At 73.6% G+C, this 15,418-nt stretch carries 20 protein-coding genes; 13 read left to right on the forward strand and 7 right to left on the reverse strand.

Translation table 11 applies throughout. The features are described from left to right. Positions 1–4: 4 nt before the first annotated feature. The 7 genes from ABZY20_RS11755 (at position 5) to ABZY20_RS11785 (ending at position 3,705) form a co-directional block, all read left to right on the forward strand. Positions 5–268 (forward strand): gas vesicle protein GvpG, encoded by a 264-nt coding sequence (locus tag ABZY20_RS11755; protein ID WP_356440151.1) that lies wholly within the window; start codon positions 5–7, stop codon positions 266–268. After that, complete coding sequence (locus ABZY20_RS11760) at positions 265–948, forward strand: DNA primase (RefSeq protein ID WP_356440154.1); 684 nt, start codon at positions 265–267, stop codon at positions 946–948. Before ABZY20_RS11755 ends, ABZY20_RS11760 begins: the two co-directional genes overlap by 4 nt. Beyond that, entirely contained in the window at positions 945–2,087 is a 1,143-nt protein-coding gene (locus tag ABZY20_RS11765; protein WP_356440157.1) for an SRPBCC family protein, read from the forward strand. The genes ABZY20_RS11760 and ABZY20_RS11765 overlap by 4 nt, the downstream gene beginning before the upstream one ends. Then, positions 2,084–2,422, forward strand: coding sequence for a gas vesicle protein (locus ABZY20_RS11770; protein ID WP_356440160.1), 339 nt, complete (start codon positions 2,084–2,086; stop codon positions 2,420–2,422). Before ABZY20_RS11765 ends, ABZY20_RS11770 begins: the two co-directional genes overlap by 4 nt. Continuing rightward, on the forward strand, positions 2,419–3,174 hold the full coding sequence (locus ABZY20_RS11775) for a GvpL/GvpF family gas vesicle protein (RefSeq protein WP_356440163.1): 756 nt from the start codon (positions 2,419–2,421) through the stop codon (positions 3,172–3,174). Before ABZY20_RS11770 ends, ABZY20_RS11775 begins: the two co-directional genes overlap by 4 nt. 16 nt (positions 3,175–3,190) lie before the next feature. Next, complete coding sequence (locus ABZY20_RS11780; RefSeq protein ID WP_003994122.1) at positions 3,191–3,379, forward strand: gas vesicle protein; 189 nt, start codon at positions 3,191–3,193, stop codon at positions 3,377–3,379. Positions 3,380–3,441: 62 nt separating this feature from the next. Beyond that, on the forward strand, positions 3,442–3,705 hold the full coding sequence (locus ABZY20_RS11785; protein WP_356440730.1) for a gas vesicle protein K: 264 nt from the start codon (positions 3,442–3,444) through the stop codon (positions 3,703–3,705). Between the two features lie 48 nt (positions 3,706–3,753). Here ABZY20_RS11785 and ABZY20_RS11790 read toward each other — a convergent pair whose 3' ends face one another. Both ABZY20_RS11790 and ABZY20_RS11795 read right to left on the reverse strand, forming a co-directional pair. Continuing rightward, positions 3,754–4,584 (reverse strand): class I SAM-dependent methyltransferase, encoded by an 831-nt coding sequence (locus ABZY20_RS11790; protein ID WP_356440166.1) that lies wholly within the window; start codon positions 4,582–4,584, stop codon positions 3,754–3,756. Between the two features lie 101 nt (positions 4,585–4,685). After that, positions 4,686–6,176, reverse strand: a complete 1,491-nt coding sequence (locus ABZY20_RS11795) for a diacylglycerol kinase family protein (protein ID WP_356440169.1) — start codon at positions 6,174–6,176, stop codon at positions 4,686–4,688. Positions 6,177–6,266: 90 nt separating this feature from the next. Between ABZY20_RS11795 and ABZY20_RS11800 the strand changes: the two genes are divergently transcribed. Next, entirely contained in the window at positions 6,267–6,809 is a 543-nt protein-coding gene (locus ABZY20_RS11800) for an MOSC domain-containing protein (RefSeq protein ID WP_356440172.1), read from the forward strand. Between the two features lie 81 nt (positions 6,810–6,890). Beyond that, entirely contained in the window at positions 6,891–8,510 is a 1,620-nt protein-coding gene (locus ABZY20_RS11805; protein WP_356440174.1) for an ATP-binding cassette domain-containing protein, read from the forward strand. Between the two features lie 43 nt (positions 8,511–8,553). On the opposite strand, the gene ABZY20_RS11810 is transcribed toward ABZY20_RS11805, so the two are convergent. Further along, on the reverse strand, positions 8,554–9,651 hold the full coding sequence (locus ABZY20_RS11810; protein WP_356440177.1) for a Vms1/Ankzf1 family peptidyl-tRNA hydrolase: 1,098 nt from the start codon (positions 9,649–9,651) through the stop codon (positions 8,554–8,556). A 65-nt stretch (positions 9,652–9,716) separates the two neighbouring features. On the opposite strand from ABZY20_RS11810, the gene ABZY20_RS11815 reads away from it, so the two are divergent. Then, positions 9,717–10,004, forward strand: a complete 288-nt coding sequence (locus ABZY20_RS11815) for a DUF6158 family protein (RefSeq protein ID WP_356440179.1) — start codon at positions 9,717–9,719, stop codon at positions 10,002–10,004. 16 nt (positions 10,005–10,020) lie between these two features. On the opposite strand, the gene ABZY20_RS11820 is transcribed toward ABZY20_RS11815, so the two are convergent. The 3 genes from ABZY20_RS11820 to ABZY20_RS11830 form a co-directional block, all read right to left on the reverse strand. Then, positions 10,021–10,563, reverse strand: coding sequence for a type 1 glutamine amidotransferase domain-containing protein (locus tag ABZY20_RS11820; RefSeq protein WP_356440182.1), 543 nt, complete (start codon positions 10,561–10,563; stop codon positions 10,021–10,023). Between the two features lie 53 nt (positions 10,564–10,616). Continuing rightward, on the reverse strand, positions 10,617–11,051 hold the full coding sequence (locus tag ABZY20_RS11825) for a CBS domain-containing protein (protein WP_356440185.1): 435 nt from the start codon (positions 11,049–11,051) through the stop codon (positions 10,617–10,619). A gap of 81 nt (positions 11,052–11,132) precedes the next feature. Next, complete coding sequence (locus tag ABZY20_RS11830) at positions 11,133–11,534, reverse strand: DUF2795 domain-containing protein (protein ID WP_356440188.1); 402 nt, start codon at positions 11,532–11,534, stop codon at positions 11,133–11,135. Positions 11,535–11,693: 159 nt separating this feature from the next. Between ABZY20_RS11830 and ABZY20_RS11835 the strand changes: the two genes are divergently transcribed. From ABZY20_RS11835 to ABZY20_RS11845, 3 genes are all read left to right on the forward strand, one after another. Next, complete coding sequence (locus ABZY20_RS11835; protein ID WP_356440191.1) at positions 11,694–11,870, forward strand: hypothetical protein; 177 nt, start codon at positions 11,694–11,696, stop codon at positions 11,868–11,870. 271 nt (positions 11,871–12,141) lie between these two features. Further along, the gene (locus ABZY20_RS11840) at positions 12,142–13,137 is read left to right on the forward strand and encodes an alpha/beta fold hydrolase (protein ID WP_356440193.1); all 996 of its coding nucleotides are present in this window, start codon (positions 12,142–12,144) and stop codon (positions 13,135–13,137) included. Positions 13,138–13,240: 103 nt separating this feature from the next. After that, positions 13,241–14,266 carry a 6-phosphofructokinase gene (locus ABZY20_RS11845; protein WP_356440196.1) on the forward strand — a complete coding sequence of 342 codons (1,026 nt, stop codon included), beginning with the start codon at positions 13,241–13,243 and terminating at the stop codon, positions 14,264–14,266. A gap of 96 nt (positions 14,267–14,362) precedes the next feature. Here the strand turns inward: ABZY20_RS11845 and ABZY20_RS11850 are convergent, their stop codons facing one another. Beyond that, positions 14,363–15,250, reverse strand: coding sequence for a universal stress protein (locus tag ABZY20_RS11850; protein WP_356440199.1), 888 nt, complete (start codon positions 15,248–15,250; stop codon positions 14,363–14,365). Positions 15,251–15,418: the final 168 nt, after the last annotated feature.

Here is a 15,418-nt window from a genome sequence, read left to right on the forward strand (position 1 = left end):
CGACGTGGGCTTGATCTCCGAGGTGCTGCTGCTGCCGTTCGCACCGGTGCGCGGCAGCGCCTGGGCCGTCAGACAGGTACTCCAGGAAGCCGAGCGGATCTACTACGACCCCGCCACGGTCCGGGCCGAACTGGCTCGCCTCGAGGAGCAGTTGGAGGCCGGAGAGATCACCGAGGAAGAGTTCGACCGGCTTGAGGACGACCTCCTCGACCGGCTGGAGACCGCTTCGCGCAGGAGCGCGGGAACAGGCAACGGGACAACACCATGAACCGAGTGGGACTGGGCCTCGCGGTGGGGGCCGGATATCTCCTGGGACGCACCAAGAAGCTGAAGATGGCGGTGGCCGTCGGCGGCCTGGTCGCCGGAAAGAAGCTGAACCTCAGTCCGCGCATGGTCGCGGACCTGCTGCAGCAGCAACTGCGGAACAACCCGCAGTTCAAGGAGATCGGCGACCAGCTGCGCGAGGACCTGCGCGGCGTCGGCAAGGCCGCGTCCGGGGCCATGGTCGAGCGCCAGATCGACGCGCTCGCCGACCGGCTGCACGGCCGTACCGCCCAGGTGCGCGACCAGCTGACGGGCGCGGTGCCCGGCCGCCGTGACGAGGACGCCGACGAGGACGAGTACGAGGACGAGGAGCCCGAGGCCGAGCGCGACGAGGACGAGGAGCCCGAGGCCCAGCGCGACGAGGACGAGCGCGAGGACGAGGAACCCGAGGACTCCGGCCGCGACGAGGACGGCGAACCGGAACCGGAGGCACGCAAGGAGCCGGCCAAGAAGGCGCCGGCGAAGAAGGCCCCCGCGAAGAAGGCCGCCAAGAAGGCTCCCGCCAAGAAGACGGCGGCACGCCGGACGACGGCGAAGAAGACCACGGCCGCGAAGAAGGCGACCGCCGGAAGCAGGGGCGGCAGTGCCCGCTCCCGTACGCCGAAGGGAGGCGGTGAGGGATGACCGACACCGTGGGATCGGCGGCCTCCGACGCGCGCGAAACGTCGAAGAACCCGCTCAGCGAAGTGGCCCACAGTGAGGCCGCGGACCGGCTCAAGGCCGAACTGCAGGATTACATGACCGCCCAGGCCACCCGCCTGCTGACCGGCTTCGGCCGCAAGCTCGGGCAGACCACCGGCAAGCTCAACGACATCGCCGAGGGCAACAGCCCCGGATTCGGCAAGCTGGCCCTCGACGGCGGACGCAAGCTCGCCGAGGGCAAGGGGCCGCTGCGCAGCGCCCTGGAGACCGGCGGTTCGCACCTGAAGGACAAGGTCACCGACGGCTTCAAGAACCTGGTCGGCGGCGGCAAGGGAAAGAAGGGCAAGAGCGGCTCCGGCAGCAAGCCCACCGTCATCATCGAGCACATCGACGTCGGCGTGCCGGTGCGCACCGCCTACGACCAGTGGACGCAGTACCAGGACTTCAGCACCTTCGCCAAGGGCGTCAAGAGCGCGAGCCGCGCCGACGACACCACCTCCGACTGGCAGGCGAAGATCTGGTGGTCCAACCGCAGCTGGAAGGCGAAGACCACCGAGCAGGTCCCCGACGACCGCATCGCCTGGACGTCGGAGGGCGCCAAGGGCACCACGAAGGGCGTCGTCTCCTTCCACTCGCTCGGCGAGAACCTGACCCGCGTCCTGCTGGTCATCGAGTACTACCCCTCCGGCCTGTTCGAGAAGACCGGCAACATCTGGCGCGCCCAGGGCCGCCGCGCCCGGCTCGACCTGAAGAACTTCGTGCGCTTCATCACGATCAAGGGTGAGGCGGAGGACGGCTGGCGCGGTGAGATCCGCGACGGCGAGGTCGTCCGCAGCCACGACGACGCCGTCGCCGAGGAGGAGTCCGAGGGCGAGGAGGAGCGCCCCGAGGGCGAGGAGCCGGAGGGCGAGTACGACGAGGAGTCCGAGGAGGGCACCGAGGAGGAGCCCGAGGGCGAGTACGAGGACGAGGACGAGGCAGAGGCCGACTACGACGAGGAGGACGAGGAGGGCGAGGAGGAAGAGGAGGAGCCCGAGGGCGAGCCTGAGGGCGAGTACGAGGACGAGGACGAGGACGTCGAGTACGAGGACGAGCCCGCCGAGAGCGGGAGCCGGCGATGACGATGCCCAGCAGGATGCCCGAACCCTACGGCCAGGGGGGCGGCGCCAATCTCGCCGACATCCTGGAACGGGTGCTCGACAAGGGCATCGTGATCGCGGGCGACATCCGCATCAACCTGCTCGACATCGAACTGCTCACCATCAAGCTGCGGCTGATCGTGGCCTCCGTCGACAAGGCGAAGGAGATGGGCATCGACTGGTGGGAGAGCGACCCGTCACTGTCCTCGCGGGCCCGTCGTGACGAACTGACCCGCGAGAACGCGGAGTTGCGCGAGAGGCTGGCGCGGCTGGAGGAACTGGAGCCCGGCCGCGCGGAGAAGAAGGAGGCACCGTGACCGGACTGCGGTACGTCTACGCCGTCTGCCGCCCCTTCGGAACCCCGCTCCAGTCCCAGCTCACGGGGGTGGCCGGCGATCCGCCCAGGGCGCTGAACCACCGCGGCCTGGTGGCCGTCGTCAGCCACGTGCCGGAGCGGGACTTCGCGGAGGAACCGCTGCGCGCCCATCTGGAGGACCTGGACTGGCTCACCGCGACCGCGCGGGCCCACCAGGGCGTCATCGACGCGCTCACCACCGTCACGACCCCGCTGCCGTTGCGGCTCGGCACCGTCTTCCACGACGACAGCGGCGTACGGACGATGATGGAGGCCCGCGAGGAGGAGTTCCGGCGCACGCTCGACCGGCTGGAGGGCCGCGTCGAGTGGGGCGTCAAGGTGTACGCCGAGTCCGAGCCGCAGGAGAGCGCCCGGCCCGCGCCGAAGGCGGCGTCGGGCCGGGACTACCTGCGGCAGCGGCGTATGCAGACCAGGTCGCACGAGGAGATGTGGCAGAAGGCCGAGAGTTTCTCGACCCGCCTGCACGAGGAGCTCTCCGCGTTCGCGGAGGACTCCCGGCTGCACGCGCCGCAGAACCCGGCGCTGTCCCAGGCGTCGGGCCGGAACGTGCTGAACGCCGCGTATCTCGTGCCCCGCGCGCACTCCGAGGAGTTCGTGGAGCTGGTCGACCGCACCAAGGGCGAGGTGCCCGGACTGCGGGTCGAACTCACCGGCCCGTGGGCGGCCTACTCGTTCGCGGGAGACACCACATGAAGGGCGGGGAGAAGTCGTGACCGTAGTGGAACGCCGTGAGGTCGCCCTCGTGGACCTGCTGGACCGGCTGCTCGCCGGCGGCGTGGTCATCACGGGGGACATCACGCTGCGGATCGCCGACGTCGACCTCGTCCGTATCGATCTCAACGCGCTGATCAGCTCGGTGAACGCCCAGGTGCCCTCACCGTTCGAGGAGTTGCTGTGACGTCCCCCGCGTCCCCCGAGCCCGAGAACCTCCCGCGGGAGTCCCGCCCGGGACGCAACCGGCTGGAGCTGGAGCCCGACACCGTCGAACGCGACCTGATCAAGCTCGTGCTGACGGTGGTGGAGCTGCTGCGCCAGCTCATGGAACGCCAGGCGCTGCGCCGCTTCGACGTGGGCGACCTGAGCGAGGAGCAGGAGGAGCGGATCGGGCTCACCCTGATGCTGCTCGAAGAGCGCATGGCCGAACTGCGCGACCGCTACGGCCTGCGCCCCGAGGACCTCAACCTGGACCTCGGCCCGCTCGGGCCGCTGCTTCCCCGGGACTGATCCGGTACTGGTCCGGTCCCGGGGAGGGCCCGGCGCGCTCCACTCGGCTCACCTCGGGTCCGGGTCCTTCCGGCACAGGACCTCGCCGTGCAGCACCCCGAACCAGCCGTCCTCCCGCGCGCCCCACTGCCTCCAGGCCTCGGCCACGCCGCGCAGTTCCTCCGCGCTCGCGTGCCCGCCCCGCACCGCCCGGTCCGCGTACGACGACGCCACCGTCCGGTCGGCCCACAGCCCGCTCCACCACTCCCGCTCCCCGGGGGCGGCGAAGGTCCAGGTGCCGCTGGTCGCCGTGACGTCGGTGAACCCGGTCCGCAGCGCCCAGGCCCTCAGCCGGCGCCCGGCGTCCGGCTCCCCGCCGTTGGCGCGGGCGACCCTGCGGTACAGGTCCAGCCAGGCGTCCAGCCCTTCGGAGGCCGGGTACCAGGTCATCGCCGCGTAGTCGGCGTCGCGCACGGCGACGAGACCGCCGGGCCTGGTGACCCTCCGCATCTCCCGCAGCGCCTGCACCGGGTCCCCGACGTGCTGGAGCACCTGGTGGGCGTGGACCACGCAGAACGTGTCGTCCGGGTAGTCCAGGGCGTGCACGTCGGCGACCGCGAAGTCCACGTGGGCGAGCCCCCGCCCGGCGGCCGTGGCCCGCGCCCGGTCCAGGATCTCCGGCGCCCGGTCGACCCCGGTGACGTGCCCGTCGGGCACCCGCTCCGCCAGGTCGGCGGTGATCGTGCCCGGGCCGCACCCGACGTCCAGGATCCTCATGTCCGGTTCGAGCGAAGGCAGCAGGTACGCGGCCGAGTTGGCGGCGGTCCGCCAGGTGTGCGAGCGCAGCACGGACTCGTGGTGCCCGTGCGTGTAGACGGCGGTCTCCCGTGGTTCCGGCATGGCGGACGCCACCCCTTCCGTGTTCCGGTCGGCAGGGGATCACCGTACGCAGTCCGCCCGCATCATGAGACCCGCGTCCTGCCATATGGACTGACGGAGTGTCAGTAATCGGGGACCGGCCGGTACACGGTCAGTGCCTCGGGCAGCTTCTCCAGCGTCACGCGGCCCTCCACCTCCGTCACCTCGCCGTCGTAGGCGAGGAGCGTGCCCGGGGCCACGCGGTCCAGCCGCAGCCGCCCCACCTGTACCGCCGCGTGCACGGGGGAGCGGGTCAGGGGCCCGGCCAGGGCGGCGGCGAGCAGCCGCGCGGCGGGACGGCGGCCGCCGTGCACCACCCGCACGTCGAGCCTGCCGTCCGCGAGGTCCAGCCGCCGGCCGGGCGCCAGCCCCATCCGGTGATAGGTGCCGTTCCCCGCGAACAGCAGCCACAGGGGATGCGTCCGCCCCCGGAACTCCGCCTCCAGCGGATGCCGGTCGGCCCGCAGCACGCGCACGGCCGCGAGCACCCCGGCCGGCCAGCCGCCGATCCGGTGCGACCAGCGCTCCCGCTCGCGCACCAGCTCCGGGTACACGCCGAGGCTGCAGGTGTTCAGGAACACGCCGTGCCGGCCGCCGCAGGAGTACCGCCCCACGTCCACGCGCACGGCGTCGCCCTGGCGCAGCGCGCGGGCGAGGTCGCGGACGTCCTCCACCCCCAGGTCGTAGGCGAAGTGGTTGAGGGTGCCGCCGGGCAGGACCGCCAGGGGCAGCCCGCAGCGCAGGGCGACCCGGGCGGCGGTGTTCACGGTGCCGTCGCCCCCGCACACCCCGAGCACCCGGGCGCGGCCGGCCGCCTTCTCCAGCTCCGCGGTCACGTCCGCCGGTGCGCACAGCACGACCTCGGCGCGCGGAAGGGCGTCGCGCAGGGCCCGGGCGCGCTCGGCGCTTCCCGAGGAGGTGTTCGCCACGAGCACGAGCCCCTCGCCCTCCGGCAGCGCCGGGACCTCGGCCAGGGGCCGGGCGGGCGGGGTGACCTGGCCCCGCGTCGGCACCAGCCCCCGTACGGCCAACGCGGCGCCCGCGCCCAGGGCCGCGCCCGCCAGCACGTCGCTCGGGAAGTGCGCCCCCGCGCCGACCCGGGAGACGGCGACCGACGCGGCCACCGGTGCGACGACCGCGCCCCAGGCCGGTGACTCCAGGGCCACACCGGTCGCGAAGGCGGCGGCGGACACGGCGTGCCCGGACGGGAACGACGTGGTGACCGGCCGCCCCCTCAGCCACCCGGGCAGCGGGAGGCGGCCCGTCGCCGGGCGGGGGTGGCGGACCGGGCGCTTGCCCACGGCGCCCAGAGCGGCGGCGGCGACACCCAGGGAGGCCAGTCCGCGGGTCGCGGCGCGACGGGCGCGGGGGGTGCGGCTGGCCGCCAGGGCGGCCGCCGCCGCGCACCAGAGCACGGCGCCCGCACTCCGGCCGGGACGGGACGGCGCGGTGCCGGCGCCCGGCCACCGGGACGCCAGGGTCTCGAAGAGGCGGTGGTCCAGGGCCAGGGCGCGGTCGCGCAGGGGAGGGTGCCCGGGTTTCGTGGTCGCGAGGTCCAGGTCGGGCGTCTTCATGCCCTGCGGGTACCTGGCGGGGGGTGGACACACCGGTCGTGCCGGGGCAGGCTCGGGGTGATCATCCGTACCGGACAGGGGGAATCGGGCATGAGCGGGCGTGTGACGGCGGTCAGCAGCAACGGGGAGTACGCGTTCACCAAGCCGAACCGCGACAGCATCACGCTGCTGGCGGGGCTCGGGGTGGAGGGGGACGTGCACGCCGGGGTGACGGTCAAGCACCGCTCGCGCGTCGCACAGGACCCCACCCGGCCGAACCTGCGGCAGGTGCACCTGATCCACGAGGAGCTGTTCGCCGAGGTCGGCGAGGCCGGGTTCGAGGTCGGACCCGGCGACCTCGGCGAGAACATCACCACGCGGGGGATCGACCTGCTCGGCCTGCCGACCGGCGCGCTGCTGCGGCTCGGCGACGGCGCGGTCCTGGAGGTCACCGGGCTGCGCAACCCCTGCCTGCAGATCGACCTGTTCCAGGACGGGCTGCTGAAGCAGGTGGCCGGCCGCGACGAGCGGGGGAACGTGGTGCGCAAGGCCGGGATCATGAGCGTGGTGCGCGAGGGCGGTGTCGTCCGGCCCGGCGACGCGATCGAGGTGGAACTCCCGGCCGGAGCGCACCGGCCGCTGGAGCGCGTCTGACGGCTCCCGCCGCCGCGGCCGGGCCGGGGACCGCCGAAATGGGTTTGCCCGCTCCCCACGCGGACACGGACAATCGCGCCCATGGGTCACCTCGAAGCCGCGCACCTGGAGTACTACCTGCCCGACGGGAGGGCGCTGCTGGGTGATGTGTCGTTCCGGGTGGGGGAGGGGGCCGTCGTGGCCCTCGTGGGGCCCAACGGGGCCGGGAAGACGACCCTGCTGCGGATGCTCGCCGGGGAGCTCAAACCGCACGGCGGGTCCGTCACCGTCGGCGGCGGCCTCGGCGTGATGCGGCAGTTCGTCGGCTCCGTCCGCGACGACACGACCGTGCGCGACCTGCTCGTCTCCGTCGCCGCTCCCCGCATCCGCGAGGCGGCCCGCGCCGTCGACGCCGCCGAGCACGCCCTCATGACCGTCGACGACGAGGCGGCCCAGCTCCGGTACGCGCAGGCCCTCTCCGACTGGGCGGAGGCCCGCGGCTACGAGGCCGAGACGCTGTGGGACATGTGCACCACGGCGGCGCTCGGCGTGCCGTACGACAAGGCGCAGTGGCGGCAGGTGCGCACCCTCTCCGGCGGCGAGCAGAAACGCCTGGTCCTGGAGGCCCTGCTGCGCGGCACCGACGAGGTCCTGCTCCTCGACGAGCCCGACAACTACCTCGACGTGCCCGGCAAGCGCTGGCTGGAGGAGCGCCTCGCCGAGACCCGCAAGACCGTGCTGTTCGTCTCCCACGACCGCGAGCTCCTCGCCCGCGCCGCCCAGCGGATCGTCTCCCTGGAACCCGGCCCGGCCGGTGCCGACGCCTGGGTCCACGGCGGCGGCTTCGCCACCTACCACGAGGCACGCCGTGAACGCTTCGCCCGGTTCGAGGAGTTGCGCCGCCGCTGGGACGAGAAGCACGCCCAGCTGAAGAAGCTGGTGCTGAACCTGCGTCAGGCCGCCAGCGTCAGCCCCGACATGGCGTCCCGCTACCAGGCCGCCCAGACCAGGCTCCGCAAGTTCGAGGAGGCCGGCCCGCCCCCGGAGCCGCCGCGCGAGCAGGACATCAGGATGCGGCTCAAGGGCGGTCGCACCGGCGTCCGGGCCGTCACCTGCGAGCGGCTGGAGCTGACAGGGCTGATGAAGCCCTTCGACCTGGAGGTCTTCTACGGCGAACGCGTCGCGGTCCTGGGCTCCAACGGCTCCGGCAAGTCCCACTTCCTGCGCCTGCTCGCCGGCGACGACGTGGCGCACACGGGGACGTGGAAGCTGGGCGCCCGGGTCGTACCCGGCCACTTCGCCCAGACCCACGCCCACCCCGAGCTGGAGGGCCGCACACTCCTGGACATCCTGTGGAAGGAGCACGCACAGGACCGCGGCGCCGCGATGTCCCGCCTGCGCCGCTACGAGCTGACCCGGCAGGCCGAGCAGACGTTCGACCGTCTCTCCGGGGGCCAGCAGGCCCGCTTCCAGATCCTGCTGCTGGAACTGCAGGGCGTGACCGCGCTGCTGCTGGACGAGCCGACGGACAACCTGGACCTGGAGTCGGCCGAGGCGCTCCAGGAGGGCCTGGAGGCGTTCGAGGGGACGGTCCTCGCGGTCACCCACGACCGCTGGTTCGCCCGCTCCTTCGACCGCTTCCTGGTCTTCGGCAGCGACGGCCGGGTCCGGGAGACCCCGGACCCGGTCTGGGACGAACGCAGAGTGGAGCGGGCCCGCTAGGGACCGTCGTCACCGTCGCCGGGCCCGGGGGCCCCGCCCGCTCCTACTTCCAGCGCAGCAGCGCCCCCAGGCCGCCCACCGGCACCTCCTGCTCGGACACGGACAGCGCGGGCGCGTCCGTGGCCACGGCGGAGCGGATCAGCGCGTCGTCCGCCCGGGCCGGCCACGAGTGCTGCTCGCCCAGGATCTTCAGGTCCGTGCGCCGCACCGCCAGCTGGTCCGGATCCTCCCCGATCCACACCTCGCGGTGCGCGTCGGGCCCGTCGACCCTGATCAGCAGCTCCCCGATGCGGTGCTCGCGCGCCGCCTCGACCAGCGCGGGAACGCCCTCCACGGCCGCCGCCCGGCCCTCGTCGTCCGGGGCGCGCGCGGCCCGGAACCGCTCCAGCTCCGCCTCGGCCTGCCGTGCCACGTGCTCGGCCCGGGCCCGCTCCACGTCCTCGTCGAGCAGCCGGCTGCCGCTGCCGTGCGGCGCCTCCACGACGAGGTCGTGCAGCCGCTTGGGCAGCCGCTCGCGCACGGACTTCCGCTCGCGGTCCTCACCGACGAGGATCAGCAGGTCGGCCCGCGTCTCCTCCTGGCACACGGCCAGCGCGTCGGCGATCTCCGCGGCGTTGTGCTCCCAGGTGTTCTCCACCCGCAGCTGGAAATGCCGTTCGGACCAGTCCACCGAACTGGTCCGGTGCACGGGCCACTGCCGGCCGGTGACACTGCCCGCGTCCTCCCGGCCCAGCGCGTGGCGCAGCTCGAAGTCCGCGCCCTTGCGGTCCACGTACGCCACGACGCACACCGGGTCCTCGCCGGCCAGCTCCAGCAGCGGCGTGACCCGGGGCAGCGGCGCCCATTCGGCCCAGTCGGCCTGCGGGGCGCGGACCAGCGGCGGGTCGAGGACCACCTCGCCGGCACGGGCGAAAAGGGCCCGTCCATGCGGTTCGGAAGAGTGCCGCAGATCCTCGATCGCGCTCTGCACGGCCCGGCAGGTCGCCTCGTCCGCGCCCTGCGAGGCGAGCTCCCTCGCCATGGCCTGGGCCGTCAGCCGGCGCTCGTGCGGGGTGTCCTCCGTATGCCGGGAGGTGTCCACGTACACGGAGGCCCAGGGGCCGGGGTGTTCGTACAGTGGGTGCAGAAAAGCGAGATCCATGGCTTCCCTCCGGATGCCGCTCGGGGGTAGTGCTCAGTTGCTCCCGGGGCGGGTACCCGGACCGCATGAACGAACACGACGAGCGGGGCGAGATCATGACCGGAGTGGACCCTGACCGGCTGGACGACCAGCAGCTCATGAAAGAGCTGGAGACGATCCACCGCACGCGCCACGACACGCTGCTGTACGGCTCGGACGACGCGCTGCGGGCCCACAACGAGCGCATGGCGCAGCTCGAGGGCGAGTACCTGCGCCGCAACCCGCGCCGCACGGTGGCCGCCGGCCGCACACGCGAAGGGGCCCGGGAGCGGGGGAGCGGGCAGTCGGTGACCCCCACCACCCCCGGCACCTGAGCCCCTCGCGGAACCCTCAGGCGGCCTCCTGCGCGAAGACGTCGAGGAACGTCTCGCAGAACGCCTTCAGATCGTCCGGCTTACGGCTCGTGACCAGCTTGCCGGCACCGTGGTCGCAGACCTTCACCTGCTCGTCGACCCAGGTGCCGCCCGCGTTGCGGATGTCCGTCCGCAGACTCGGCCACGAGGTCAGCACCCGGCCGCGTACGACATCGGCCTCGATCAGCGTCCACGGCGCGTGGCAGATCGCCGCGACGGGACGGCCCTGCTCGAAGAAGTCCCGGACGAACGCCACGGCCTTGCCGTCCATGCGCAGGAAGTCGGGGTTGGCGACGCCGCCCGGCAGCACCAGCGCGCCGAACGAGCCGGGCGAGGCCTCGCCCACCACCTCGTCGACGGGGAAGGTGTCCGCCTTGTCCAGGTGGTTGAAGGCCTGGATCTCGCCCTGCTTCGTCGACACCAGCACGGGCTCGTGACCGGCGTCCTTCACCGCCTGCCACGGATCGGTCAGCTCGACCTGCTCGACACCCTCGTGCGCGACCAGAAACGCGATACGCATGATGTTCCACGTCCTCTCTTCGAGATGTTCTTGCGGTGGATGCCCCCGTGCGCTCAGGCGCCGCCGCGGGTGTCCGGCTCGGCGCGGCTGATGCCGGCGAGCGCCGAGGCGGGATCCTCGGCCTCGGCGACGTCACCGAGGCTCACCATCCCGACCGGCAGGCCGTTCTCCACCACCGGCAGCCGGCGCACCGCGTGCTCCCGCATCAGCGTCACCGCGGTCGCCACCCGGTCCTCCGGACCCACCGTCACCGGGTCCTTCGTGCACACGGCCCGCGCGCTCACCGTCGCCGGGTCGGAACCGTCGGCCACCGCCCGCACCGTGATGTCACGGTCGGTGAGCACACCGATCACGTCCTGCCCCTCGGCCACCACCACGTCGCCGATGTTCTGCGAGCGCATCAACAGCGCCGCCTCGACCAGCGAGGCGTCCGGGCGCACGGCGACCACGCCCGCGGTCATCACGTCCTTCACCAACTCGCCCTTCACGGGGCCCTCCGTCCCACACCAGGCCGTCGGGGGCACCGCGGCGCACCTTCCGGCGCGGCTCGCGGTGCCCCCGGACGGCCGCTACGCGTACTCCTCCGGCCCGGTCTCCCTGACCCGCACCAGCGCCTCGGCCAGCTCCTGGACGCTGCCGTAGCGCTCCCGGCGCGGCAGCCGCTCCAGGTCCTCGACGAGCGCGTCGGGAGCCTGGTGGCCGCGCAACTCGCGGGCCAGCTCACGCGCGCTCGCCGGGAACGCCCGGCGGCCCAGCATCCGGGCCAGTTCCAGGCGCACCGACTCCAGGGACGTCGGCGCGCGGCTCGGCGTCACCGGCCCGTACGCGACCTCCGGGTCGTCCTCGGCGGACGGCTCCGGATCGTGCCACTCCTCGCTGCGCGTGGGGTGCCCGGACCTGAGCAGACCCTGCAGTTCGTGCTTCATCTCGTCGTCCCGGTGGACGCTCAGCCGGTCGCTGCCTCGCTGCATGTCTCCCTCCAGACGTTCGGGGGCCCGCACCGCGTACCCGAACACCGGGAGGCGACACCGGATCCGCGGCCCGGATCGCCGCCGTCCCCGCGGGTTTGCGCCACCGCCGGCGGGAGACCCGGACCGCCCCCCCAACTCCTCTCTGGGGAAGGACATGCCATGGCGCTGCTCGCTGTGATCATCCCGCTGCTCATGCTGGGCGTGGTGCTGTTGATGGGCCGCATAGAGGAACTGCTGCTGCCACCGGAGGAGGCCCGCGGACGCGAGTCGGCCGGGATGACGCCGGCTCCGGCCGCGGTGGCCGCGCGGGAGACGGCCGGCACCCCGACGGCCTGACCCCGCCCCCGCGTCACCGCCTCCGCCTCACGCTTCCCCCTCACGAACGCCGTCCGCCCACCCGTGGGCCGACGGCGTCGCCATGCCCCGGAAGACCCCGGCCGCGGCGCCCCGACCAGCCCGGACGACCCCGGCCGCCGTGCCCCGGGCGGCCCGGCCGGCCGCCCCCTGCGGCCCTCGACATCCGGCCCGGCAGCCGCCGCGGACGTACCATCGTGACAGCGCTTCCTTCTGAGGAAGGTGCGCCCTACGGTGAGGTAGGTGTCGGACCATGGCCCTGATCTCTTCGTTCATGAACGCCGCGGACCGGCCGGGCCGCTCGGTCCGCGCGGCGGCGGGATACCTCCGAGGCCGCTGGACCGCGACACAGCCCCTGCTCCTGGGCGCGTACCGCCGCGTCGGCGAGGAGACCGCCCCGGTGAGCCCCCCGTCGTTCGTACGGGGCCGCCCGCTGGGGCTGGGGCCGGTGACCGTGGCCTACGAGCAGCGCGGGGAGGGTGAACCGCTGCTCCTGCTGCACGGCGTCGGGCACCACCGGCACGCCTGGGACGCGGTCGTGCCCATGCTGGCCGGGCAGCGGCGGACCATCGCGCTCGACCTCCCCGGGTTCGGCGAGTCACCCGACCTGAGCCCGGGCGTACCGCACGACCTGCGGACGGCGGTGGCCTGGCTGGGGGCCGTGCTGGAGGAACTCGGACTGGAACGGCCGCACGTCGTCGGGCATTCGCTGGGCGGGCTGATCGCGCTGCGCCTCGGACAGGCCGGACTCGCGCGCAGCGTGACGGCCCTGGCGCCGGCGGGCTTCTGGACCGAGGCGGAGCGCCGGCACACCTACGCGATGCTCACCACGGCCCGGCAGAGCGTGCGGTGGCTGCCCGAGGGGGTCGTGGTCCGGCTGGCGGGCACCTCGGCCGTGCGCAACGCGCTGGCCGGCACCATCCACGGCCTGCCGGACAGCTGCCGGACCGAGACGCTGATCACCGACCTGCGGGCGCTGCGGGACGCCACCGCCTTCGGCGCGACCCTGCGGGCCGGCCGGGCACCGGCCCTGTTCACCGGGGACATCCCCGACGTGCCCGTGACCGTGGTCTGGGGCACCTGCGACCGCGTGCTGCCGCCCCGGCAGGCCGCGCGCGTCCAGGCCATGATCCCCCGGGCCCGGCTCGTGCACCTGCCCGGCTGCGGTCACGTGCCGATGAACGACGCTCCCGACGCCGTCGCCCGCGTGATCCTGGAGGCGACCCCGTCGGGGCGGGCCGCCCGGTAGCCGGCGGTGCGGACGGGCCCCCGGCCGGGCCCCGCCGAGTGGCCGTGCCGGATCGAACGGAGGGAGTCTGGGAGAAGGCCGTCCAGCGGATGGGAGAGAGCCCATGAGGGTCGGAGTACTGACCGGCGGCGGTGACTGCCCCGGCCTCAACGCCGTGATCCGCAGCGTCGTCCGCAAAGGCGTGCAGGAGTACGCCTTCGAGTTCGTCGGGGTGCGCGACGGCTGGCTCGGACTGCTGCAGAACGACGTCCGCCCCCTGGACGTCTCCACGGTGCGCGGGATCCTCCCGCGCGGCGGAACCATCCTCGGCTCCTCCCGCACCAACCCCTTCAAGCACCAGGACGGCCTGCAGCGGGTGCGCGAGACCCTCGCCGCGCACGAGGTGGACGCGCTCGTGGTGATCGGCGGCGAGGACACCCTGGGCGCGGCCGTCGAGCTGGGCCGGCAGGGAATCCACATCGTCGGGGTGCCGAAGACCATCGACAACGACGTCTCCGGCACCGACTACACCTTCGGCTTCGACACCGCCGTCGGCATCGCGACCGAGGCCATCGACCGCCTCCACACCACGGCCGAGTCCCACATGCGGACCCTGGTGGTGGAGGTGATGGGACGGCACTCCGGCTGGATCGCCCTGCACGCCGGCATCGCGGGCGGCGCCAACGTGATCCTCGTCCCCGAGCGGCCGTTCGACATCGACGCGGTCTGCGAGCAGGTGAGGAACCGGTTCAAGATCAACTACGCGCCGATCGTCGTGGTGGCGGAGGGAGCGGCGCCCAAGGAGGGCCAACTGGTCCTCAAGGACCGCTCGCTGGACGAGTTCGGCCACGTCCGGCTGTCCGGCATCGGCGAATGGCTGGCCCGCGAGATCTCGGAACGCACCGGCAAGGACGCCCGCACCACGGTCCTGGGCCACATCCAGCGCGGCGGCACCCCGAGCGCCTTCGACCGGTGGCTGGCCACCCGCTTCGGGCTGCACGCCGTCGACGCCGTCAAGGACGGCGACTTCGGCACCATGGTCGCCCTGCACGGCACCGAGATCGTCCGCCTTCCCCTCGACGAGGCCATCGCCCGCAACAAGCTGGTCGATCCGGCGCTGTACGACGAGTTCGAGACGTTCTACGGCTGACCGGCCAGGCCCTCACGCACCGTCGCTTCCGCGGGGGCCGGTCCTCACGCCCGGCCCTCACGCTCCGTCGCTCCGTCGCTTCCGCGGGGTCGGTCCTCACGCGCCGTGCGGGACGACCGCCACCGGGCAGCGGGCGTGATGCAGCACCGCGTGCGTGACCGGGCCGAGACGGCCCTCGGCCGCCCGCGCATCGGAGCGGCGGCCCACGACGAGCAGGTCGGCCTCCCGCGAGGCGTTCAGGAGCGCCTCCGCGGGGTGCAGCAGCATGACGTCGGTGCCGACCGTCACCCCCGGGTACTTCTCCCGCCAGCCGCGCAGGGCGTCGGAGAGCCCCAGGACCTCCTGGTCCTCCCAGGTGGCGCGGTCCTCCTCGGTCACCACCAGGGTCCGGGGCGACACCGACTCGGCGGGGAAGGCCCAGGCCTGCACCACCCGCAGCCGCGCCGCGCGCGCCTCGGCGGCGGAGAAGGCGAACTCCGCCACCTCGCCCACCGGCCGGTGCGCGTCGAGACCCAGCACGACCTGGCCGGTGCCGTGCCCGGCGGGCGCGCCCTCGGCGAAGGCGCCGGGCCGGTCCGGGACCAGCACCACCGGGCACGGGGCCGCCGCCGCGGTCCGCAGCGCCACGGAGCCGACCGCCAGCTCATCGAACCCGCCCGTTCCGCGGGTTCCCACGACGAGCAGCGCGGCCTCGCGGGCGGCGGCGATCAGCGCCGCGGCGGGCGGCTCGTCGGACTGCTCGATGGAGGCGTCGACGTCCGGATGCCGGTCGCGGAGCCCGGCGACCATCTGCTGGAGCAACCGGGCACCCATGTGGTGCAGCCGGTCCCGGGTGGGACCCGGCACAGGGCTCCCGGGAAGCGGCGGAGAGGCGTGCAGCAGCCGCACCCCGACACCGCGCAGCGCCGCCTCCCGGGCCGCCCAGTCGGCGGCCTGCGCACTGCGCTCGGACCCATCGACGCCTACCAGCACAGGCTGACGCATCCCGGCCTCCTCGCCCCGGCGGCCCACACCCGCGGACCACCCCGAACGGCTGTCCACGGCTGTCTCTTCATTTCCACTGTTCCACGACGGGACGGGCTCGGCGCCCGGACGGGCGGGCGGTGCGGCGGTGCGGGAGCAGTCGGAGCATCGGTGGTCAGGTGGCGGGCC

Source organism: Streptomyces sp. NPDC006624, from assembly GCF_040611555.1.
Classification (GTDB): Bacteria; Actinomycetota; Actinomycetes; order Streptomycetales; family Streptomycetaceae; genus Streptomyces.

Excerpts from the sequence above, each read along its gene's own strand:
- ABZY20_RS11760 (WP_356440154.1), top strand. The coding sequence starts at position 265 with ATGAACCGAGTGGGACTGGGCCTCGCGGTGGGGGCCGGATATCTCCTG.
- ABZY20_RS11765 (WP_356440157.1), top strand. The coding sequence starts at position 945 with ATGACCGACACCGTGGGATCGGCGGCCTCCGACGCGCGCGAAACGTCG.
- ABZY20_RS11770 (WP_356440160.1), top strand. The coding sequence starts at position 2,084 with ATGACGATGCCCAGCAGGATGCCCGAACCCTACGGCCAGGGGGGCGGC.
- ABZY20_RS11790 (WP_356440166.1), bottom strand. The coding sequence starts at position 4,584 with ATGCCGGAACCACGGGAGACCGCCGTCTACACGCACGGGCACCACGAG.
- ABZY20_RS11795 (WP_356440169.1), bottom strand. The coding sequence starts at position 6,176 with ATGAAGACGCCCGACCTGGACCTCGCGACCACGAAACCCGGGCACCCT.
- ABZY20_RS11800 (WP_356440172.1), top strand. The coding sequence starts at position 6,267 with ATGAGCGGGCGTGTGACGGCGGTCAGCAGCAACGGGGAGTACGCGTTC.
- ABZY20_RS11805 (WP_356440174.1), top strand. The coding sequence starts at position 6,891 with ATGGGTCACCTCGAAGCCGCGCACCTGGAGTACTACCTGCCCGACGGG.
- ABZY20_RS11810 (WP_356440177.1), bottom strand. The coding sequence starts at position 9,651 with ATGGATCTCGCTTTTCTGCACCCACTGTACGAACACCCCGGCCCCTGG.
- ABZY20_RS11815 (WP_356440179.1), top strand. The coding sequence starts at position 9,717 with ATGAACGAACACGACGAGCGGGGCGAGATCATGACCGGAGTGGACCCT.
- ABZY20_RS11820 (WP_356440182.1), bottom strand. The coding sequence starts at position 10,563 with ATGCGTATCGCGTTTCTGGTCGCGCACGAGGGTGTCGAGCAGGTCGAG.
- ABZY20_RS11830 (WP_356440188.1), bottom strand. The coding sequence starts at position 11,534 with ATGCAGCGAGGCAGCGACCGGCTGAGCGTCCACCGGGACGACGAGATG.
- ABZY20_RS11835 (WP_356440191.1), top strand. The coding sequence starts at position 11,694 with ATGGCGCTGCTCGCTGTGATCATCCCGCTGCTCATGCTGGGCGTGGTG.
- ABZY20_RS11840 (WP_356440193.1), top strand. The coding sequence starts at position 12,142 with ATGGCCCTGATCTCTTCGTTCATGAACGCCGCGGACCGGCCGGGCCGC.
- ABZY20_RS11845 (WP_356440196.1), top strand. The coding sequence starts at position 13,241 with ATGAGGGTCGGAGTACTGACCGGCGGCGGTGACTGCCCCGGCCTCAAC.
- ABZY20_RS11850 (WP_356440199.1), bottom strand. The coding sequence starts at position 15,250 with ATGCGTCAGCCTGTGCTGGTAGGCGTCGATGGGTCCGAGCGCAGTGCG.